Genomic DNA, 19,836 nt, shown 5'->3' on the forward strand with positions numbered 1-19,836 from the left:
GCTCGAGAATCCGGCGATTCTCGAGCAGCTGACCGAAGCGCGCTGATCGTCCCCGTCGCGCGCGTCGCGCGCATGAGCCCCTGCGCGGCCGTCCGGATTGTCTGCGCGGGGGCTTTTTGTCAAACAACGGCATGACCGTTCCGACCCGCCCGGCGCCCGTCGCGCCACCGCCCGTTCCCGAGCCGCTCGCGCGCGCCCATGCGCGCTATTGGCGTTTCAACGTCGTGCTGATCGTCGTGCTGATGGCGATCGGCTTTTCGGTATCGTTCGTCGTGCCGTTCTTCGCGCCCGCGCTCGCGCACCTGCGTTTTGCCGGCTTCAGCCTGCCGTTCTACGTCGGCGCGCAAGGCGCGATTCTCGTCTACCTCGTGCTGATCGCCGTCTATATCGGGCTGATGCAGCGCGCCGATCGCACGCTGCGCCGCACGTACGATCTCTACGCGGACGACCCGCGCGGCGGCCGCTGATTCATGCTCACGCATCGACTCATTCGCGCGTACGCGCTCTACACGCTCGGCTTTCTCGGCTTCGTGCTGCTGCTGTGGCGCATCGAGCGCGCGACCGGCTCCGGCGTCTGGATCGGCTACGTGTTCCTGTTCGTGCCGATTGCCGTCTATGCGGTGATCGGGCTGTTGTCGCGCACGTCCGATCTCGTCGAATACTACGTGGCGGGGCGGCGCGTGCCGTCGGCGTTCAACGGGATGGCGACCGCGGCCGACTGGTTGTCGGCCGCCTCGTTCATCGGCCTCGCCGGGTCGCTCTATGCGACCGGCTACGATGCGCTGGCATACGTGATGGGCTGGACCGGCGGCTTCTGTCTCGTCGCGTTTCTGCTCGCCCCGTATGTGCGCAAGCTCGCGCGCTATACGATTCCCGATTTTCTCGGCACGCGCTTTTCGAGCACGGCAGTGCGCGCGCTTGCGGCCGGCGCGGCGATTCTCTGTTCGTTCGTCTATCTGGTCGCGCAGATTCAGGGTATCGGGCTGATCGCGACGCGCTTCATCGGCGTCGATTTCGCGATCGGCATCTTCTGCGGGCTCGCGGGGATTCTCGTCTGCTCGTTTCTCGGCGGCATGCGCGCCGTCACGTGGACGCAGGTCGCGCAGTACATCATCCTGATCAGCGCGATCCTGATACCGGTGTCGCTGATCGCGATGAAGAACGGGCTCGGCCCCGTGCCGCAGTTCACGTACGGCAAGCTGATGGAGCGCGTCGCCGAGTACGAGGCGCGCGTGCGCGATGGGGCCGAAGAGCAGCAGGTGCGCGACGCGTACCGGCGGCGTGCGGCGCAGATTCAGACGCAGCTCGACCGGCTGCCGGGCTCGTATGCCGATGCGCGCCGACAGCTCGCCGATCAGCTCGCCGACCTGCGGCGTCACAACGGGCCGCTGCGCGAGATCACGCTGCGCGAGCGCGAACTCGCGGAGTTTCCCCGCGACCCGGCGGCAGCGCGCGTCGTCTGGACGCAGATGCGCGACGAACTGCTCGCGCGCGCCGAACCGCCGGTGCCGATGCACGAGCCGTTTCCGGCCGCAAGCGATGCCGAGCGCAAGCCGCGCGAACGCAATTTCCTCGCATTGCTGCTGTGCCTGTCGCTCGGCACCGCGAGCCTGCCGCACATCCTGACGCGCTACAACACGACGACGTCGGTCGCATCGGCGCGGCGCTCGGTCGGCTGGACGCTGTTCTTCATCGCGCTGTTCTATCTGAGCGTGCCGGTGCTCGCGGTGATGATCAAGTACGAGATCCTCGCGAATCTCGTCGGGCGGCCGTTCGCGGAATTGCCCGCGTGGGTTACGCAGTGGCATCACTTCGAGCCCGACCTGATCAGCGTGATCGACGAGATCCGCGACGGCATCGTGCATGGGGCGGAGATCCAGATGCAGCCGGACATGGTCGTGCTCGCCGCACCGGAAATCGCGGGGCTGCCGTATGTCGTGTCCGGGCTCGTTGCGGCCGGTGCGCTCGCCGCCGCGTTGTCGACCGCGGACGGACTGCTGCTGACGATCGCGAATGCGCTGTCGCACGACGTCTACTACTGCATGGTCGCGCCCGACGCGACGAGTCAGCGTCGTGTGACGATCTCGAAGGTGCTGCTGCTCGGCGTCGCGTTGTTCGCGTCGTACGTCGCGTCGCTCAATACCGGGAAGATCCTGTTTCTCGTGGGCGCGGCGTTTTCGCTCGCGGCCTCGAGCTTTTTTCCGGTGCTCGTGCTCGGTGTGTTCTGGAAACGTACGACGACGCGCGGCGCGATCGCCGGGATGGTGACGGGGCTGGCGGTGTGCGTCTATTACATCGTGTCGACGTATCCGTTCTTCACGCAGCTGACGGGCTTTGCCGGGCCGACGTGGTTCGGGATCGAGCCGATCAGTTCGGGTGTGTTCGGCGTGCCGGCAGGGTTTGCGGTGGCGATCGTCGTGAGCCTGCTCGATCGGCGGCCCGACGACTATACGCGCGCGCTCGTCGACTATATTCGGCACCCTTGATGCGCGAGGCGGGTGGCGCGGTACGCCGGAAAGGGAAATGCCCGCTTGCGCGGGCATTTCGGATCTGGCGGAGAGAGGGGGATTCGAACCCCCGATAGGCTATTAACCTATACACGCTTTCCAGGCGTGCGACTTAAACCACTCATCCATCTCTCCGGGAAGACCGAGAGTATAGCAAACTCCGGCCGCGGTTCGCCACTCCCGCGCGATCCTGCGTGGCGGCCGGCCGAGCGCGTCAGAAATCGGTCGTCATCGACAGCCAGACCGACCGCGGGCTGCCTTGCGTCAGATAGCCGCCGATCGTCGAGGCCCAGTACGCGTGGTTCGCGACATTGCGCACCGTCGCGCGGAACGTCGTCTTCCGGCCGAACAACTCGGTTGCATAGCGCGCGCCGAGATCGACGCGGTCCCACGCGGGGATCGACATCGTGTTCGCGACGTCGAGATACTGCGGCCCGGTATGGATCCAGCGCGCGTTCAGCGTGAGGCCGCGCAGCAGCGGCACGTCGTATTCCGCGCCCGCATTGAGCAGGAACGACGGCACGCCGATCGGCCGGTTGCCGTCGCTCGCGCCGCCGGCGGTGTGCTGCAGCGTCGCGTCGAGGTAGGTGACGCCCGCGATCAGCCGCACGCCCTTCCACGGCTCGCCGTACACGGCCGTCTCGATGCCGCGGTGGCGCTGCGTGCCGTTCGCGGCGAACACGTTCGACGACGGATCGGTGTACGCCATCGGCTTTTCGATCTGGAACAGCGCAAGCGACGCGCCGATCTTGTCGGCGTCGTACCGGATACCGGCCTCGTATTGCTTCGAACGATACGGCGCCAGCGACTGGCCCGCGTTGCGCGCGGTACTGGGCGCGGTCTCGCCTTGCGCGAGCGCTTCGCTGCGGTTCGCGAAGATCGACACGTTGCGCCACGGCTTCACGACGAGCCCGAACACGGGCGTCGTGACCGAGTCGCTGTATGCGGCCGACAGCGTGCCCGTGTAGTCGAAGTTGTCGACCGAGATCGATTGGCGCCGCGCGCCGATCGTGAACAGTACGCGATCGCCGAACAGGCCGAGCGTGTCCGATACGGCGACGCTGCGCAGCCATGTCTTCGCGACCGTCCCCGGGTCGCCCATGTCGCCGCCCGCATACACGGTCGCGGGAAAGGCGACGGGCGCGGGATCGTCCAGCGTGGTCGGAAACGCGCTCGACATCGTGTATGCGGACTGGCTCTCGATCCGGATGAACGAGGCACCGGCCGTCACGAAATGCGTGACCGGGCCGGTCGCGAAGCGGCCGCGCACGCCGGCTTCGGTGGACTGCGCATCCTGCTTGTACGGCACGCTGAGCCGCGAGCCCGTCGTGCCGGCGCTCGTGTAGGTCGGCGTGTAGTAGTCGCCGTGTTCGTTCGTGTGCCGCGCGCCGGCGGCCACGTAGGCCGTCCACGCGGGCAGGAAATCGTATTCGGCGCGCACGATGCCGACCGTGTCCTCGAGCTCGCTGAAGCTCCACGGCTGCGCGTAGTTGTGCGTCGCGGACGGCACCGCCGGCAGCTGGTTGCCGCCGACGAGCACGGTCGGCCGCCCGCCGTCGATGCGCTGCCGCTGATACAGGAAGTCGCCCGATACGCGCAGCTTGTCGCCGCGCCAGTCGAGCGAGACGGCCGTCACGTTGTTGCGGCGGCGTTCGTCGTCGACGGCCGTATCGCCGCCGCTGATGGACTGGTTCACGCGAATGCCGAACTGACCGTCGCTGCCGAAGCGGCGACCGACGTCGACGTGCGTGCCGATCGAGCCCGACACGGAGCCGTCGACGGTGATGCGCGTGAGCGGCTTGTCGTCCGCATGCTTGAGCTGCACGTTCACGCCGCCGCCGACGGCCGAGCCGTTCGGCGATGCGCCGTTCAGGAACGCGTTCGCACCCTTGAACACGTCGACGCGCTCGATCGCATCGGTCTCGACGAGCTGCCGCGGCGTGACGCCGTACAGGCCGTTCAGCGAGATGTCGTCGCCGTCGAGCTTGAAGCCGCGGATCACGAACACCTGCGCGTAGTTGCCGTAGCCGGCCGCGCTGCGCACCGCGGGGTCGTTGTCGAGCACGTCGGCGAGCGTGCGCGCCTGCTGATCCTCGATCAGCTTCGACGTGTAGGTCGTCATGCTGAACGGCACGTCGCTCGCTTTCTGGCGGCCGAGCACGCCGAAATCTGCGCCGCGCGCGACCTGGCCGCCCGCGTAGGTCGGTGCGAGGTCGCCGGGCAGCGGTTCGACGGTGCCCGTCACGTCGATGGACGGCAGGACGGCGCCGTCGGCGGATGGCGCCGAGGCGGACGAACCCGCGGAAGCGGGCGCCGCGGCGGAGACAGCGGCGGCCTGCGCGAACGCAGCCGCGGGGACGGCACTCGCGAGCGCGATGCCGAATGCAATCGGCGTGAGACGCCGAACGGGAAATGAGGGTGTCGACATGGAACGCAAAACGGAGGTGATCGGTGATCCGTCCCAGGGCGGCAAGTCGGAATCCGGGCGGAAAGATCGGTCCGTACGATCGCGGACGCGTTGTTTTTGAGAAAGCGGCGCGGAGTTTAACGTAAACAAGAATCATTGTCATTTGACAATGAGACGTATCAGTATTTGGGATGGCGGGTGGGAGGCGGCGGTCGCCGATCGGCGCAACCGCGCGCGACTCTGCTATCTTCCCCGGCATCTCGTTGCCTGCTCACTGCCATTTCATGACTGACCGCATCGTCGCCGCGTTCGATTTCGACGGCACCATCACGACGTCCGATAGCTTTCGCCATTTCGTACGCGCATCCGTCGGCACGCCGCGTTTCGTGTGGGCGGCGCTGCGCGCGCTGCCGTGGCTCGTCGCGATGAAGGCCGGGCTGCTGTCGCGCGGCGACGCGAAGGCGAAGTTCGCGTGGTTCGCATTCGGGCCGATCCGCGAAGACGCGCTCGACGCGCTGGCGCGCACGTTCGTCGATACGTATCTGCCGCGCCTCGTGCGCCCCGAGATGCTCGAGCGCGTGCGCGAACATCGTGCGCGCGGGCATCGGCTCGTGCTCGTCAGCGCGTCGCCGTCGCTGTATCTCGACAAGTGGGCGCAGGCGGCGGGCTTCGATGCTGTGCTCGCGACGCGCCTCGCGTTCGAGCACGGCGTATTCGTCGGACGCCTCGACGGCGAAAACTGCTGGGGGCCGCAGAAGGTGGCGCGGCTGCGCGGATGGTGGGGCGAGCGGCCGCCGCAACGGCTGTTCGCCTACGGCGACAGCCGCGGCGACAAGGAAATGGCCGAGCTCGCGACCTGGGCGTGGATTCGCGGACGGCAGCCGATGCCGCCGATCGGCGACTGACGCGGCCGCTCACGCCGCGAGCGCGCGACGCTGCGCGCGCCGCACGCCGGGCCGTACGCGATCAGACGATCGCGATCCAGTTCGCGCCGCGCCCGCCGGGCACGCGCGTATGCAGCGTCAGCGTGCCGTCGTCGCGCGACACGGCGTACACCGCCACGTGCTCCGAGCGTTCGCCGCACGCGACGAGCCAGCGTCCCGACGGATCGATCGCGAAGCCGCGCGGCTGCGTTTCGGTGGCGGTCGCATGCGCGGGCTCGAACCGGCCGTCCGCGCTGCGGCGATAGCAGAGCAACTGGCTCGTCGTGCGCTCGCTGACGTACGCGAAGCGCTCGTCGGGCGTCAGGTGCAGATCGGCGGCCCAGACGGCGGGCTCGGCCGGGGCGGGCGGTCGTGCATGGCCGGCCGGGAGCCCCGCGACGGCCGGGTGACGCGCGCTGACCTGCGCATCGCCGAGCCGGCCGCTGTCGGCATCGCGCGCGAACGTCGCGAGCATGCCGTGGAATTCGCTGACTGCGACGAGCGCGCGGCCGCCCTCCATGAAACGCAGATGACGCGGCCCGAAACCGGCCGGCACGCGCGCTTCGCCTTGCTCGCACACCCGCAGCCCGGCCGCATCCTCGATCAGCGCGAAACAGAACACGCGATCGGAGCCGAGCGAGCTGACGTATGCGAAGCGGTTGTCGGGCGAGACGATGACCGCATGCGCGTTCGCAATGCCGCCGGCGACGTGCAGCGGCGTGCCGTCGCCGTCGCGCACGCGCGCGGCATCGTAGACGCTGAACGTGTGGCCGCCGTACGAGGCGCCGAGCAGCCAGCGGCCGTTGCGGTCGACCGACAGATAGGCGAGGCTCGCATCGATCGCGGTCGTGCCGAGCCGTGCGAGCGCGCCGGTCGGTGCGACGCGGAACGCAACGATCGCCGGCGATTCGCCGCGCGTCGCGACGTACAGCCGCGCACGGTCGGCTTGCACGGCGATCGGCATCGTGGCGTCGCCGGCCGGATAGCGCGCGAGCGGCGCGAGCGTGCCGTCGTGTGCGAGCGAGAATGTGGCAAGGTCGCCGTCGAGGGCGTTCGACACGACGACGGTCGGAAGGTCAGTGTTCGGCATGGCGGAGCATCGAAGCGTTAGTTACGGTATCGGCGGCAGGCAGGCCGCGCGGCGGATCGCTGCGCCGGTGCGTGCGCGCGAACAGCGCGGCGAACGCGGCGACGAGCGAGGCGATCGCGAGCGCATACAGCCCGCCGGTGATCGAACCCGTATGTTGCTTCAAATAGCCGAAGGCCGTCGGCGCGACGAAGCCGCCGAGGTTGCCGATCGAGTTGATCAGCGCGATCACGGCCGCGGCGACGCGCGTGTCGAGGTAGCCCTGCGGGATCGGCCAGAAGAGCGACGACGCGGCCTTGAAGCCGAGCGCCGCGAAACAGATCGACGCGAACGACCACACCGGATCGTGCGACGTCGACGCGAACAGTCCGCACGCGGCGAGCACGAGTGCGCAGGCGAGCCAGCGTTGCGGATGCCGCCACTTCGCGGACAGCACCGCGAAGCCGTACATCGCGCCGATCGCGATCATCCACGGAATCGTGTTGTACAGGCCCACCTGGAAGTCGCTGAGGCCGCCCATCTTGCGAATGATCGTCGGCAGCCAGAACGTGGCCGCGTAGATCGTCAGCTGAATCGAGAAGTACAGGAAGCAGAACAATACGATCTGGGGATCGCGCAGCAGCGCGAGTGCGGGCACGTGCCCGTTCGCGCGCACGTCCCGGCGCGCGCGTTCTTCGTCGAGCGCCTGCTCGAGCGCCGCGCGCTCCTGCGCGTCGAGCCACGTCGCATCGCGGATATGCGACTTCAGCAGCAGCCAGCTCGCACCGCAGAGCGCGACCGAGAACAGGCCTTCGATGATGAACATCCACTGCCATCCTTCGAGGCCGAGGCCGCGGATCGACAGCAGCGCGCCCGTCACGGGGCCGGACAGCACCGACGCGAACGCGGAGCCGCCGAGGAAGATCGCCATCGCCTTGCCGCGCTCGCGCGGCGGCAGCCATTGCGACAGATAGAGGACGACGCCGGGGAAGAAGCCCGCTTCGGCCGCGCCGAGCAGGAAGCGCAGCACGTAGAACGACGTGTCGTTCCAGACGAACGCCATCGCGGCCGCGACGATGCCCCACGTGGCCATGATCCGCGCGAGCCAGACGCGCGCGCCGTAGCGCTGCATCAGCAGGTTCGACGGCACCTCGAACAGCGCGTAGCCGACGAAGAACAGGCCGGCGCCGAGCCCGTAGGCGGCCGCACCGATGCCGATCGACGCTTCGAGATGGCGGTCGACGAACCCGACGTTGACGCGGTCGATGTAGTTCGCGATGAACATGACGAGCACGAGCGGCAGCACGTGCCATTTCACTTTCGACACGGCGGACGCGAGCGGATCGCGCTCGGGCAGGACGGGGGCGGGCGAGGTCAAGGCGTGTCTCCGGCGGTAGCCGACGGCGCACGGAGCGGCTGGCCGTGCGTGCGCCGATGGCGATTTGCGATTTACGTAGTATGTCGTCGTATGACATGGTACGCGGGGCGCGATGCAATGGCGTCACGGGTTTACCCGGGATTTGCCTCTATGATCCGCTGTCGTTGATGAGGCGCATTGTACGTCCCGGCGTTTCCTGGAGGTAGGATGACCGATGATATGGCGGCATGTTGTCTCGGCCTGCGCGACGACGTGAGACGGAAGGGCGCAGGAGAAGAAGCGTTGCGGGCCTCGCATGCAGGCTGGTCGCGCGCGCGTATCGCGCATGCCGATTGAAGGCGACCTGCGCCGGGCTGTGTCGAAGCGTGCCCGCGCCCGTGTCCGATCGCGGCACAATACGGGCGCGCGCCCGCACGTCGTCCCGCACGGACGCGCGGCGTGCCGGCGGCGCGGCGTATTGCGCAGGCACGACGCGTGCCGCGCGTCGTGCGCCGCGGTCGCAGTCGCGAATTCATGGGATGAGAGGGAGCAACGGACGGTGCAGCAACACGACGACGAACGACATTTCTTCGCCTTCAACGGCGATGCGGACGGCCTCTGCGCGCTTCAGCAGCTGCGGCTCGCGGAGGGCGTGCGCGGCACGCTCGTGACGGGCGTGAAGCGCGACATCCGGCTGCTGGAACGGATCGACGCGCGCGCCGGCGATCGCGTGACCGTGCTCGACATCTCGCACGACCAGAACCGCGACGCCTGCGCGCGGCTCCTGCGGGCCGGCGCGACCGTTCGCTATTTCGATCATCACTTCGCGGGCGAATTGCCGGACGATCCGCGCTTCGAGGCGCACATCGACACGTCGGCCGACGTCTGCACGAGCGTGCTCGTGAACCGTTATCTCGGCGGCCGCCATGTGCGCTGGGCGATCGTCGCGGCCTTCGGCGACGAGCTGCCGACGCTCGGCGACGCGCTCGCGCAGGCGCACGCGATCGATGCAGCGGAGCGCGACACGCTCGCCGAGCTCGGGCGCTATCTGAACTACAACGCGTACGGAGACTGCATCGGCGATCTGCATTTCGATCCGGCCGCGCTCGCCGATGCGATGCTGCCGTGCGCGGATCCGCTCGAGTTCGTGCGCGACACCGCGGTGTTCGCCGCGCTGCGCGACGGCTATCTCAACGACATGGCGCGCGCCTGCGCGCTCGCGCCGCTGCGCGAGGTGTCGGGTGCGACGCTGATCCGCATGCCCGATCAGCCGTGGGCGCGCCGCGTCGCCGGGATGCTCGCGAACCAGCGGATGCGCGACGCGCCGCATGCGGCTCTCGCGGTGCTGTCGCCGCGTGCGCAGGGCGGGCTCGTCGTCAGCGTGCGCGTGCCCGACGGCAGGCCGCTGGGCGCGGACGAATTCTGTCGCGGCTTTCCGACCGGCGGCGGGCGCAAGCGCGCGGGCGGGATCAATCATTTGCCGGAAAGCGAATTCGACGCGTTCGTCGCGCGCTTCGAGGCGGCGTTCCGGCTAGGCTGATTGCCGTGTAGGCGGGTGCCGGCGCTGTTGCATGCGCGAACGCACGCATCGATGTAACGTCGATCTGCGTGCCGTGCCGTGCCGTGCCGTGCCGTGCCGTGCCGTATCGCCGGCGCGACGCGTCGCGACCGGCGAGCAATCCGGCATCGATGAACCAATCCCCGCTCATCGCTTGCCGCCCGCCACTCGCCACTCGCCGCACAGCATGCGACTGTACGGCGTCGCCGATCAATTGCAGAACGCGACGTGCTCGAGCAGCGCGAACGCGACGTCCGGCCGCAAATACGCGGTGCCGCACCACGCGACGAACGCGAGCGCACCGGCCGCAAGCGCCGCGCGAATCATGCCCACGCGGCGCGGCCGTCCAGCGGACGCGCGATCCGCGCATCGTCGATCGGCAGATGCAGCAGCGCCGCGAGCACGCCGAGCGCGATCGAGCCGATCCATAGCGGCAGGTACGAGTGCGTCGCGTCGTAAACCACTGCGCCGAGCCATACGCCGAAGAAGCTGCCGAGCTGATGGCCGAAGAAGACGAAGCCGAACAGCGTCGCGATGTAGCGCACGCCGAACACCTGCGAGATCACGCCGTTCGTCAGCGGCACCGTGCCGAGCCACGTGAGGCCCATCACGGCCGCGAACACGTACACGCTCGCCGGCGACAGCGGCACGGCGACGAACGCCGCCATCGCGAATGCGCGCACGAGATACAGCACCGACAGCACGTATTTGCGACGCAGCAGGCCGCCGAGGTGCCCGCACGCATAGGTGCCGGCCACGTTGGTCAACGCGATCAGCGCGAGCGCGACGCTCGCATGCCGCGACGGCAGCCCGTGGTCGAGCAGATACGCGGGCAGATGCGTCGCGATGAACGCAAGCTGAAACCCGCACGCGAAAAAGCCCGCGTTCAGCAGCCAGAAGCCGCGATGCGAGAACGCCTCGCGTACCGCCTCGCCGATCGACTGTTCGGCGTCGGCCTGCGCGTTCGCGGCCTGTGCGGGGCGGTCGCGCAGCAGCACCGCGAGCGGCGCGAGCAGCAGCGCGACCAGCGCGAGCGCGACGAACGCATGCTGCCAGCCGATTCCGCCGATCAGCGTCTGCGCGACGGGCACCATGCAGAACTGGCCGAGGCCGCCGATCGCGCCGGCGACGCCAAGCGCCCAGCTGCGCCGCTCGGGCGCGCAAAGCCGGCTCAGCGCGCCGTAGACGGACGCGAACGCGGAGCCCGACAGCGCGATGCCGATCACGAGCCCCGCGCCGACAGTGAACAGCGCGGCGGAGCCCGCCAGTGCCATCGTCACGAGCCCGAGCGCGTACAGCAGCATGCCGACGACGATCACGCGCACCGAGCCGAAGCGGTCGGCCACCATCCCGGTGAACGGCTGCGCGATGCCCCAGATCAGGTTCTGCAGCGCGAGCGCGAGGCCGAACGCTTCGCGCGACCAGCCGTGGTCGAGCGTCACCGGCGTAAGAAACAGGCCCTGCACATGGCGGATACCCAGCGCGGCGCCCATGATCAGGCCGCCGGCGAGTACGGGCAGCCAGCGGCGTCGGGCGTCTTGCTCGATCGGGCTCATGTGTGTCTCCGGATGAAGGTGCGCGACGAAAAGCGCCGCGCCGCTTCCGATTAGACGATCGGCGCGATCGCCGCTCAAGCGATCATTCGGTCAGGTTCGCATGCGTGGCGGGAATGCGAGCGGCGGTGCGCCGGCGTCGCGGTGGGTGTCGTGCGGTGCAGTCCGTTTCGCCGAAGTCTCGTGCGCCGGACACGGCCGCCTCAGTCGCGTGCCGCATCGTGCGCGCGTATCGCGCCGTCGCACTCGGCCGCTTCGGCGAGCATCCAGTCGCGCACGTCGGCGACTTCGCGGCGCGGCGCCGGATCGTGCTGGTAGAGCCAGTAGCCGTATGTATCGGGCCGCGCGCGGATGCGCGGGCCGAGCACCGCGAGCCGGCCGTCCGACAGCATCGGCGCGACCAGCGCGAGGCGCCCGAGCGCGACGCCCTGGCCCGCGATCGCCGCCTGAATCACCTGGTCGTACTGGTTGAAGCGCAGCACGCCCTTCGGCCGCGCATCGCCGAGCCCGGCCGCGTGCAGGTGCGCTTGCCATTGCAGCTGCGCTTGCGGCGGCCCGTCGAATTCGAGCAGCACGTGCTCGGCGAGCGCGGCGGCATCGACGAGCGGACGCGCGGCGAGCGCCGGGTGTGCGACCGGCAGCACGATCTCGTCGAACAGCCGCAGCGCGCCGGCCGGCGCGCGATCGCGCGGGCAGTAGCGGATCGCGAGATCGATGCCTTCGGCGCGCAAATCGAGTACCTTGTCGTTCGCGGCGACGCGCAGATCGACGTCCGGAAACCGCGCTTGGAGGCCGCCGAGCCGCGGCAGCAGCCACAGCGCGGTGACGCCGATGCTCGCGGTGATCGTGACCGGCTGACGCTCGCGCGCGACGGCGAGCGACGCGACGGTGTCCTGCAGGCTATGCAGCGCCGCATCGGCCGCGCGGAACAGCCGCTCGCCCTCGGGCGTGAAGGCGATCGTCCGGTAGCCGCGCCGCAGCAGCGCGACGCCGAGATGCGCTTCGAGCGCATGGATCTGCCGGCTCACGGCCGACTGCGTGACGCACAGATCCTGGGCGGCGAGCGTGATGCTCATCCGGCGGCCGACGGCGACGAAGCCGCGCACCAGATCGAGCGACGGAAGGCGAACGAGCGGCGTTGACATGCGTGGGGCTCATGCGAACGGAGCAGCAAGATTGGTTGAGAACGCGGCGCCCGTCAAGTTCAATGGACGGGCGACGCGGCGCGCATCGGCGACCGCGCGCAGCATATCGGCGACCGATGCGCACGCGACAGGAGACGGCATGACGATTTCGAACCAAGGTGGCGGCGCGGCGCGCGGCGAGCGCAGCAGCGGCGCGGCGCTGCCGCCCGAATCCGTGACGCTGCACGCGGAGGACGGCTACGCGCTGCGCGCGCACGTGTGGCGGCATCGCGGCGGGGCGGGCGCCGTGCGGCCCGTGACGGTGATCAATTGCGCGACGTCGGTGCGCTGCGACTACTACTTCCGGTTCGCGGCCTGGCTGTTCGCGCACGGGCGCGACGTGCTCGTCTACGACTATCGCGGCATCGGCGGCTCGCGGCCCGCGCGGCTCGCATCGCTGCAGGCGAACTGGCTCGACTGGGGGCGGCTCGATTGCGACGCGGCGTTGCGATACGCGCGCGACGCGTTCCCCGGGCAGCCGCTCGATGTCGTCGCGCACAGCATCGGCGGCGTCGCGCTCGGGCTCGCCGCATCGAATGCGCATGTGCGGCACGCGGTGACGGTCGGCGCGCAGTTCGCGTACTGGCGCGACTACCTGCCGGCCGAGCGGCGGCGGATGTGGTGGAAGTGGCACGTCGCGATGCCCGTGCTCGCCGCCGCGTTCGGCTACGTGCCCGCGAAGCGGCTCGGCTGGATGGAGGACACGCCGCGCGGCGTCGCGCTCTCGTGGGCGCGTTCGCGGCCGCGTTTCGAAGACGCCTACACGCGCGGCCTGCTCGCCGAAACTGCGGCGAGCCGTGCTGCGTTGCCCGCGCGCTTCGCGGCGCTGTCCGCACCGATGCTCGCGATCGGCCTCGACGACGATCCGTTCGGCACCGTCGACGCGATCGAGCGGCTCGTCGCGTACTACACCGGTAGCGACGTCACGCACTGGCGGATCGCGCCGCGCGCGATCGGTGTCGACGCAATCGGGCACTTCGCGTTCTTCCACAGCCGCTTCGCCGAGACACTGTGGCCGCTGGCGCTGTCGTGGCTGCAGCACGGGGCGTTGCCGGACGATGCGCCGGGGCAGGCATATGCGCATCATCCCGCGACGCGCGATGCGTCGCAGCGTGGTGGCCGCGTGCCGGGCGCCGTCGCCCACGGCTGACAACGCGCCGCGTGGCGGCGGCGCGCTGTGCTCGTATGGCGGACGCCGTGCGCCGATCGCCCCGGCCGCCGCGGTCGGCCGATCGATTACCATCGGACGTTTTGTTTCACCGCCCGCCGATGTCCATGCCGCCCGATTTCGTTTCCCCGGCCGATTCGCCGTCCGCATACCGCATGCGCGCGCTCGACGTGCCGCCTGCCGCCGCGCGGGCCGGCGTGCAGGTCGTGCGCGTCGATTTCGACTGGGAGGTGCCGCTCACCGCACGCGCGTATGCGGCGCTGAGCGAGGCGGAGCGCGCGCGGGCCGCGCGCTATCTACGGCACGCGGATGCCGTGCGCAGCGCCGCGACGCGGGCCGCGCTGCGCGACGTGCTCGGCGCGGCGCTGCACGTTGCACCGCACGCAATCGCGATCGTCGTCGACGAGGCGGGGCGCCCGTCGCTCGATCCCGCGCATCGCGTGCCGCTCGATTTCAACGTGTCGCATGCGGGCGAGCACGCGCTGATCGCCTGGGCGCCGGCGGGCCGCGTCGGCGTCGACATCGAGTGCTGCCACCGTCCGACGGACTGGCGCGCACTCGCCGGCGAAGTGTGCGCGCCGGCCGAGACCGCGTATCTCGACAGCCTGCCGGACGATGCGCGCGCGTCCGCGTTCATGCGCGTGTGGTCGGCGAAGGAGGCGCTGCTGAAGGCGCTGGGCACGGGCATCGTCGGCGGCCTGAGCGCGTTCGCGGTCGTGCCGCCGCGCGACGCGGCGACGCCCGCAACCACGATCGTCGATCCGGCTGCGCCGGCCGCCGGCGTGGCCGCGTTCGACGCCGCCTGGCTCGACGCAGCGCCCGACTACGCGGCGTGCGTCGCGTGGACGCGCGCGTGAGCGGGGCCGGCGCTCATTCGAGCGCCAGGTCGTTCGGCGCCGCGTAGCGCGCCTTGATCACGTCGCTCATCGGGAAGTCGAACGACAGCCCCTTCGGCGGCACCGGCTTCATGAACCACTTGTCGTACAGCGCGTCGATCTCGCCGCGCTTCATCAGCTGGACGAGCACGCCGTCGACGAGCGCCTTGAACTGCGGATCGTCCTTGCGCAGCATGAACCCGTAGGCTTCCGACGACTGCGGCGTGCCGACGATCTGCCAGTCGGCCGGCTTCGCCGCAAGCTGGCGCACGCCCGCGAGCAGCACGTCGTCCATCATGTATGCGACCGCGCGGCCCGATTCGAGCGTGAGGCGTCCTTCGCCATAGTCCTTCGCGCTGATGATCTGCATGTTCATCTTCTTTTCCTCGTTCATCTTGCGCAGCAGGCGTTCGGACGTCGTGCCCTGGTTCGTGACGACCGTCTTGCCGGCGAGATCGGGAAAGTCTCGGATGCCCGACTGGGTGCGCGTGAGCAGACGCGTCGTCGCGACGAAGAAGGTCGTCGAGAACGCGACCTGTGCATGACGCGCGGCGAGATTGGTCGTCACGCCGCATTCGAGATCGACGGTGCCGTTCTGCACGAGCGGAATGCGGTTCTGCGACGTGACCGGGATGAAGCGCACCTGCAGGTCGGGCTTGCCGGTGCGCGCCTTCACGGCCGCGATCACGCGGTCGCACAGATCCTGCGAGAAGCCGATCACCTTGCCATTCGCGTCGACGTACGAGAACGGCACCGAGGTTTCGCGATGGCCGATCGAGATCAGGTTGTTCTGCCGGATCTTCTCGAGCGTGCCGGAGAGCGGTTCGGCGGCGTGCGCGGTGCCGGCGGCGAGCGCGCCGGCGGTGACGAGCAGGGCGGTGAGCCGGGACGGGAAGTTCATGGCGGGTCTCTGTAGGCGAATGGTGATTCGTATGTTGCCAAAAACAAAATAACTGCAACATATGTTAAACCCGTGCTGCTGCGGGCCGAGCCGGCGGCCCGCGCCGGACATCAGGGAAACTCCTGAGTCGAAATCGGCGAAAACGGGTTGTCTAGACAAGTCACGGTCGCTACACTGCAATCCATCCCGAACTTGTCTAGACAGGATTGCACACATGATCACGCTTACCCCCGGCCACCTGACCCTCCCGCAACTGCGCCAGATCGCGCGCGAGCCCGTGCAGCTGACGCTGGATCCGGCCAGCTTCGCGAAGATCGACGCGGGCGCGAAGGCCGTGTCCGACATCGCCGCGAAGGGCGAGCCGGCCTACGGGATCAACACGGGCTTCGGTCGTCTGGCCAGCACGCATATCCCGCACGATCAGCTCGAACTGCTGCAGAAGAACCTCGTGCTGTCGCATGCAGTCGGTGTCGGCGAGCCGATGGCGCGTTCGTCGGTGCGTCTGCTGATCGCGCTGAAGCTGTCGAGCCTCGGCCGCGGCCATTCGGGCATTCGCCGCGAAGTGATGGACGCGCTGATCAAGCTGTTCAACGCCGACGTGCTGCCGCTGATTCCGGTGAAGGGCTCGGTCGGCGCATCGGGCGACCTCGCGCCGCTCGCGCACATGTCGGCGGTGCTGCTCGGCGTCGGCGAAGTGTTCATTCGCGGCGAGCGCGCGAGCGCGCTCGACGGGCTGCGCGTCGCGGGCCTCGCGCCGCTGACGCTGCAGGCGAAGGAAGGCCTCGCGCTGCTGAACGGCACGCAGGCGTCGACGGCGCTTGCGCTCGACAACCTGTTCGCGATCGAAGACCTGTACCGCACGGCGCTCGTCGCCGGCGCGCTGTCGGTCGATGCGGCGGCCGGCTCGGTGAAGCCGTTCGACGCGCGCATCCACGAACTGCGCGGCCATCGCGGCCAGATCGATGCGGCGGCCGCGTATCGCGAGCTGCTCGAAGGCTCGGCGATCAACCTGTCGCATCGCGACTGCGGCAAGGTGCAGGATCCGTACAGCCTGCGCTGCCAGCCGCAGGTGATGGGCGCGTGCCTGGACCAGATGCGTCATGCGGCCGACGTGCTGCTCGTCGAGGCGAACGCGGTATCGGACAACCCGCTGATCTTCCCGGATACCGGCGAAGTGCTGTCGGGCGGCAACTTCCATGCGGAGCCTGTCGCGTTCGCGGCCGACAACCTCGCGCTCGCGGCCGCGGAAATCGGCGCGCTGGCCGAGCGCCGCATCGCGCTGCTGATCGACGCGACGCTGTCGGGCCTGCCGCCGTTCCTCGTGAAGGATGGCGGCGTGAACTCGGGCTTCATGATCGCGCACGTGACGGCTGCCGCGCTCGCATCGGAGAACAAGACGCTCGCGCATCCGGCGTCCGTCGATTCGCTGCCGACGTCCGCGAACCAGGAAGACCACGTGTCGATGGCGACGTTCGCGGCACGCAAGCTGGCCGACATCGCCGACAACACGAAGCACATCCTCGCGATCGAACTGCTCGCGGCCGCGCAGGGCGTCGATCTGCGCGAGAACGAGACGAGCCCGAAGCTCGCGGAAGTGATGAAGACGATTCGCAGCAAGGTCGCGCATTACGAGCTCGACCACTACTTCGCGCCGGACATCGCCGTGATCGCGAAGCTCGTCGGCGAGCGCGCGTTCGCGAAGCACTGCCCGTTCGCCTTCGCATCGGAGCAGTAAGCCGATGAGCGCGCCGGTCTACCAGGAGATCAAGGATTTCATCCTGGCCCGCATCCACGCCGGCGAATGGGCGGAGGGCGATCAGGTGCCGTCCGAGAACGAACTGGCCCGCGAGTTCAAGGTCGCGCGCATGACCGTCAACCGCGCGCTGCGCGAGTTGACGGACGAGCAGGTGCTCACGCGGATGAAGGGCGCCGGCACCTACGTCGCGCGGCCGAAGTACGAGTCGACGCTGGTCGCGATCCGCAGCATCTCCGAGGAGGTCGACGCGCGCGGGCATGCGTATCACGCGCGCGTGCTCGGCCTCGAGACGATCCGCGCGGACGACGCGCTCGCCGACGAGATGCAGGTGGCCGTGCGCGCCAAGCTGTTTCATTCGCAGGTGCTGCACTTCGAGAACGACGAACCGGTGCAGCTCGAAGAGCGCTGGGTGAACCCGGCGGTCGCGCCGGATTACGCGGCGCAGGACTTCACGAACACGACGCCGAACCAGTACCTGATGCGCGCGGCGCCGCTGCAGCGCGTCGAGTACCGGATCGAAGCGGCGGTGCCCGCGCCCGAGCGGCGCGAGCAGCTTCGGATGGACGACGTCGAGCCGTGTCTGGTTTTACATCGGCGCACCTGGTCGCAGGGCGTCGTCGCCTCGGTGGCGAATTTGTGGCATCCCGGCAGCCGTTATCGCTTCACCGGGCATTTCTGATTCCTATTGATATTTCCTTTCCTTCGGGAGCAGTCGTCATGAACCATCCGAAACACATCGATCCCCGTCTCGATCCGACGCGTACGATCCGCGCGCCGCGCGGCAGCGAGAAGACCTGCAAGACCTGGCTCGCCGAAGCGGCGTACCGGATGATCCAGAACAACCTCGACCCGGAAGTCGCCGAGCATCCGCATGCGCTCGTCGTATACGGCGGCATCGGCCGCGCGGCGCGCAACTGGGAATGCTACGACCAGATCCTCGCGTCGCTGAAGGATCTCGAGGAAAACGAAACGCTGCTGATCCAGTCGGGCAAGCCGGTCGGTGTGTTCCGCACGCACAAGGACGCGCCGCGCGTGCTGCTCGCGAACTCGAACCTCGTCCCGCACTGGGCGAACTGGGATCACTTCAACGAGCTCGATCGCAAGGGCCTGATGATGTACGGCCAGATGACGGCCGGCAGCTGGATCTACATCGGCAGCCAGGGCATCGTGCAGGGCACGTACGAGACGTTCTTCTCGGTCGCGAACCAGCACTTCAACGGCGATCCGTCGGGCCGCTGGATCCTGACGGGCGGCCTCGGCGGGATGGGCGGCGCGCAGCCGCTCGCCGCGACGATGGCCGGCTTCTCGATGATCGCCGTCGAATGCGACGAGACGCGCATCGACTTCCGCCTGAAGACGCGCTACGTCGACAAGAAGGCGACGACGCTCGACGAAGCGCTCGGCATGATCGAGGAAGCGAAGCGGACCGGCAAGCCGGTGTCGGTCGGCCTGCTCGGCAATGCGGCCGACGTGTTCACCGAACTCGTCGAGCGCGGGATCACGCCGGACTGCGTGACCGACCAGACGAGCGCGCACGATCCGATCAACGGCTACCTGCCGCAGGGCTGGACCGTCGCGCAATGGCGCGAGGCGCAGAAGGTCGATCCGCAGAGCATCGTGAAGGTCGCGAAGCAGTCGATGGCCGTGCAGGTGCGCGCGATGCTGACGCTGCAGCAACGCGGCGCCGCGACGCTCGACTACGGCAACAACATTCGCCAGATGGCGCTCGAGATGGGCGTCGAGAATGCGTTCGACTTCCCGGGCTTCGTACCGGCCTATATCCGTCCGCTCTTCTGCGAAGGCAAGGGGCCGTTCCGCTGGGTCGCGCTGTCGGGCGATCCGGAAGACATCTACAAGACCGACCAGAAGGTGAAGGAGCTGATCCCCGACGATCCGCACCTGCACAACTGGCTCGACATGGCGCGCGAGCGCATCGCGTTCCAGGGTCTGCCGGCACGCATTTGCTGGGTCGGCGTGAAGGATCGCTACCGCCTCGGCCAGGCGTTCAACGAGATGGTGAAGAACGGCGAGCTGAAGGCGCCGATCGTGATCGGCCGCGATCACCTCGACACCGGCTCGGTCGCGAGCCCGAACCGCGAGACGGAATCGATGAAGGACGGCTCGGACGCCGTCAGCGACTGGCCGCTGCTCAACGCGCTGCTGAACACCGCGGGCGGCGCGTCGTGGGTGTCGCTGCATCACGGCGGCGGCGTCGGGATGGGCTTCTCGCAGCACTCGGGCGTCGTGATCGTCGCCGACGGCACGGCTGACGCGCACGAGCGTCTCGGCCGCGTGCTGCTGAACGACCCGGCGACGGGCGTGATGCGCCACGCGGACGCCGGCTACGAACTCGCGCAGCAGACGGCCCGCGAAGTCGGCCTGAAGCTGCCGATGCTCGGTCGCTGAGCATGACGGCGCACGACCGCGCGCCGATGGCCGCCGCGCTGATCCGCGCGGCGGATCTCGTTGCGTCGCCGTGGAAGAACGGCGGGGGCGTGACGCGCGAGATCGCCGCCGGATTCCCCGAAGCAGGCCATGCCGACGCGCCGGGCGCCGACGCGCCGGGCGCCGCCGCGCCGCG

General features: G+C 69.0%; 17 protein-coding genes and 1 tRNA gene. 10 read left to right on the plus strand and 8 right to left on the minus strand.

Translation table 11 applies throughout. The annotated features are described in order from the left end of the window. Positions 1–131 precede the first annotated feature (131 nt). Together HMPREF3115_RS07975 and HMPREF3115_RS07980 are read left to right on the plus strand one after the other, a co-directional pair. Positions 132–467, plus strand: coding sequence for a DUF4212 domain-containing protein (locus HMPREF3115_RS07975; protein ID WP_070554025.1), 336 nt, complete (start codon positions 132–134; stop codon positions 465–467). Positions 468–470: 3 nt separating this feature from the next. Next, entirely contained in the window at positions 471–2,486 is a 2,016-nt protein-coding gene (locus HMPREF3115_RS07980; protein WP_006411246.1) for a sodium:solute symporter family protein, read from the plus strand. A gap of 65 nt (positions 2,487–2,551) precedes the next feature. Here the strand turns inward: HMPREF3115_RS07980 and HMPREF3115_RS07985 are convergent. Continuing rightward, positions 2,552–2,642: transfer RNA gene (locus HMPREF3115_RS07985), tRNA-Ser, on the minus strand. Between the two features lie 79 nt (positions 2,643–2,721). Further along, positions 2,722–4,935 carry a TonB-dependent receptor gene (locus tag HMPREF3115_RS07990; RefSeq protein ID WP_070554027.1) on the minus strand — a complete coding sequence of 738 codons (2,214 nt, stop codon included), beginning with the start codon at positions 4,933–4,935 and terminating at the stop codon, positions 2,722–2,724. Positions 4,936–5,198: 263 nt separating this feature from the next. Between HMPREF3115_RS07990 and HMPREF3115_RS07995 the strand changes: the two genes are divergently transcribed. Then, positions 5,199–5,819: an HAD family hydrolase gene (locus HMPREF3115_RS07995; RefSeq protein WP_006407948.1), complete on the plus strand. Its 621-nt coding sequence runs from the start codon at positions 5,199–5,201 to the stop codon at positions 5,817–5,819. Positions 5,820–5,880: 61 nt separating this feature from the next. Here the strand turns inward: HMPREF3115_RS07995 and HMPREF3115_RS08000 are convergent, their stop codons facing one another. Together HMPREF3115_RS08000 and HMPREF3115_RS08005 are read right to left on the minus strand one after the other, a co-directional pair. Continuing rightward, positions 5,881–6,927 (minus strand): lactonase family protein, encoded by a 1,047-nt coding sequence (locus tag HMPREF3115_RS08000; protein ID WP_070554029.1) that lies wholly within the window; start codon positions 6,925–6,927, stop codon positions 5,881–5,883. Next, entirely contained in the window at positions 6,914–8,281 is a 1,368-nt protein-coding gene (locus tag HMPREF3115_RS08005) for an MFS transporter (RefSeq protein ID WP_006411251.1), read from the minus strand. Before HMPREF3115_RS08005 ends, HMPREF3115_RS08000 begins: the two co-directional genes overlap by 14 nt. A 538-nt stretch (positions 8,282–8,819) precedes the next feature. Between HMPREF3115_RS08005 and HMPREF3115_RS08010 the strand changes: the two genes are divergently transcribed. Beyond that, the gene (locus HMPREF3115_RS08010; RefSeq protein ID WP_059937795.1) at positions 8,820–9,800 is read left to right on the plus strand and encodes a hypothetical protein; all 981 of its coding nucleotides are present in this window, start codon (positions 8,820–8,822) and stop codon (positions 9,798–9,800) included. Between the two features lie 228 nt (positions 9,801–10,028). Here HMPREF3115_RS08010 and HMPREF3115_RS32275 read toward each other — a convergent pair whose 3' ends face one another. From HMPREF3115_RS32275 to HMPREF3115_RS08020, 3 genes are all read right to left on the minus strand, one after another. Continuing rightward, the gene (locus tag HMPREF3115_RS32275) at positions 10,029–10,151 is read right to left on the minus strand and encodes a hypothetical protein (RefSeq protein ID WP_256276107.1); all 123 of its coding nucleotides are present in this window, start codon (positions 10,149–10,151) and stop codon (positions 10,029–10,031) included. Next, the gene (locus tag HMPREF3115_RS08015) at positions 10,142–11,374 is read right to left on the minus strand and encodes an MFS transporter (protein ID WP_035947754.1); all 1,233 of its coding nucleotides are present in this window, start codon (positions 11,372–11,374) and stop codon (positions 10,142–10,144) included. Before HMPREF3115_RS08015 ends, HMPREF3115_RS32275 begins: the two co-directional genes overlap by 10 nt. A gap of 200 nt (positions 11,375–11,574) precedes the next feature. Next, a complete protein-coding gene (locus tag HMPREF3115_RS08020) occupies positions 11,575–12,516 on the minus strand; it encodes a LysR substrate-binding domain-containing protein (protein ID WP_065494625.1) in 942 nt (313 codons plus the stop codon). A 139-nt stretch (positions 12,517–12,655) separates the two neighbouring features. Between HMPREF3115_RS08020 and HMPREF3115_RS08025 the strand changes: the two genes are divergently transcribed. Beyond that, positions 12,656–13,705: an alpha/beta hydrolase family protein gene (locus HMPREF3115_RS08025; RefSeq protein WP_053297035.1), complete on the plus strand. Its 1,050-nt coding sequence runs from the start codon at positions 12,656–12,658 to the stop codon at positions 13,703–13,705. A gap of 119 nt (positions 13,706–13,824) precedes the next feature. After that, the gene (locus tag HMPREF3115_RS08030; RefSeq protein ID WP_070554030.1) at positions 13,825–14,580 is read left to right on the plus strand and encodes a 4'-phosphopantetheinyl transferase family protein; all 756 of its coding nucleotides are present in this window, start codon (positions 13,825–13,827) and stop codon (positions 14,578–14,580) included. Positions 14,581–14,593: 13 nt separating this feature from the next. Here the strand turns inward: HMPREF3115_RS08030 and HMPREF3115_RS08035 are convergent, their stop codons facing one another. After that, positions 14,594–15,499 (minus strand): glutamate/aspartate ABC transporter substrate-binding protein, encoded by a 906-nt coding sequence (locus HMPREF3115_RS08035; protein WP_006407959.1) that lies wholly within the window; start codon positions 15,497–15,499, stop codon positions 14,594–14,596. A 214-nt stretch (positions 15,500–15,713) separates the two neighbouring features. Between HMPREF3115_RS08035 and hutH the strand changes: the two genes are divergently transcribed. From hutH to HMPREF3115_RS08055, 4 genes are all read left to right on the plus strand, one after another. Next, positions 15,714–17,234 carry a histidine ammonia-lyase gene (gene hutH, locus HMPREF3115_RS08040; protein WP_006407960.1) on the plus strand — a complete coding sequence of 507 codons (1,521 nt, stop codon included), beginning with the start codon at positions 15,714–15,716 and terminating at the stop codon, positions 17,232–17,234. A gap of 4 nt (positions 17,235–17,238) precedes the next feature. After that, entirely contained in the window at positions 17,239–17,934 is a 696-nt protein-coding gene (hutC, locus tag HMPREF3115_RS08045) for a histidine utilization repressor (protein WP_006407961.1), read from the plus strand. A gap of 38 nt (positions 17,935–17,972) precedes the next feature. After that, entirely contained in the window at positions 17,973–19,661 is a 1,689-nt protein-coding gene (gene hutU, locus HMPREF3115_RS08050) for a urocanate hydratase (RefSeq protein ID WP_006402003.1), read from the plus strand. Positions 19,662–19,663: 2 nt separating this feature from the next. Continuing rightward, positions 19,664–19,836 (plus strand): HutD family protein (locus HMPREF3115_RS08055; RefSeq protein WP_141751654.1); only part of this gene is annotated, 173 nt, incomplete at its 3' end.

Source organism: Burkholderia sp. HMSC10F09, from assembly GCF_001806955.1.
In the GTDB taxonomy this organism is placed as follows: Bacteria; Pseudomonadota; Gammaproteobacteria; order Burkholderiales; family Burkholderiaceae; genus Burkholderia; species Burkholderia multivorans.

What these genes read in the sequence shown, in the direction of transcription:
- HMPREF3115_RS07975 (WP_070554025.1), top strand. Translation starts at nt 132, where the DNA reads ATGACCGTTCCGACCCGCCCGGCGCCCGTCGCGCCACCGCCCGTTCCC.
- HMPREF3115_RS07980 (WP_006411246.1), top strand. Translation starts at nt 471, where the DNA reads ATGCTCACGCATCGACTCATTCGCGCGTACGCGCTCTACACGCTCGGC.
- HMPREF3115_RS07990 (WP_070554027.1), bottom strand. Translation starts at nt 4,935, where the DNA reads ATGTCGACACCCTCATTTCCCGTTCGGCGTCTCACGCCGATTGCATTC.
- HMPREF3115_RS07995 (WP_006407948.1), top strand. Translation starts at nt 5,199, where the DNA reads ATGACTGACCGCATCGTCGCCGCGTTCGATTTCGACGGCACCATCACG.
- HMPREF3115_RS08000 (WP_070554029.1), bottom strand. Translation starts at nt 6,927, where the DNA reads ATGCCGAACACTGACCTTCCGACCGTCGTCGTGTCGAACGCCCTCGAC.
- HMPREF3115_RS08015 (WP_035947754.1), bottom strand. Translation starts at nt 11,374, where the DNA reads ATGAGCCCGATCGAGCAAGACGCCCGACGCCGCTGGCTGCCCGTACTC.
- HMPREF3115_RS08020 (WP_065494625.1), bottom strand. Translation starts at nt 12,516, where the DNA reads ATGTCAACGCCGCTCGTTCGCCTTCCGTCGCTCGATCTGGTGCGCGGC.
- HMPREF3115_RS08025 (WP_053297035.1), top strand. Translation starts at nt 12,656, where the DNA reads ATGACGATTTCGAACCAAGGTGGCGGCGCGGCGCGCGGCGAGCGCAGC.
- HMPREF3115_RS08030 (WP_070554030.1), top strand. Translation starts at nt 13,825, where the DNA reads ATGTCCATGCCGCCCGATTTCGTTTCCCCGGCCGATTCGCCGTCCGCA.
- HMPREF3115_RS08035 (WP_006407959.1), bottom strand. Translation starts at nt 15,499, where the DNA reads ATGAACTTCCCGTCCCGGCTCACCGCCCTGCTCGTCACCGCCGGCGCG.
- hutH (WP_006407960.1), top strand. Translation starts at nt 15,714, where the DNA reads ATGATCACGCTTACCCCCGGCCACCTGACCCTCCCGCAACTGCGCCAG.
- hutC (WP_006407961.1), top strand. Translation starts at nt 17,239, where the DNA reads ATGAGCGCGCCGGTCTACCAGGAGATCAAGGATTTCATCCTGGCCCGC.
- hutU (WP_006402003.1), top strand. Translation starts at nt 17,973, where the DNA reads ATGAACCATCCGAAACACATCGATCCCCGTCTCGATCCGACGCGTACG.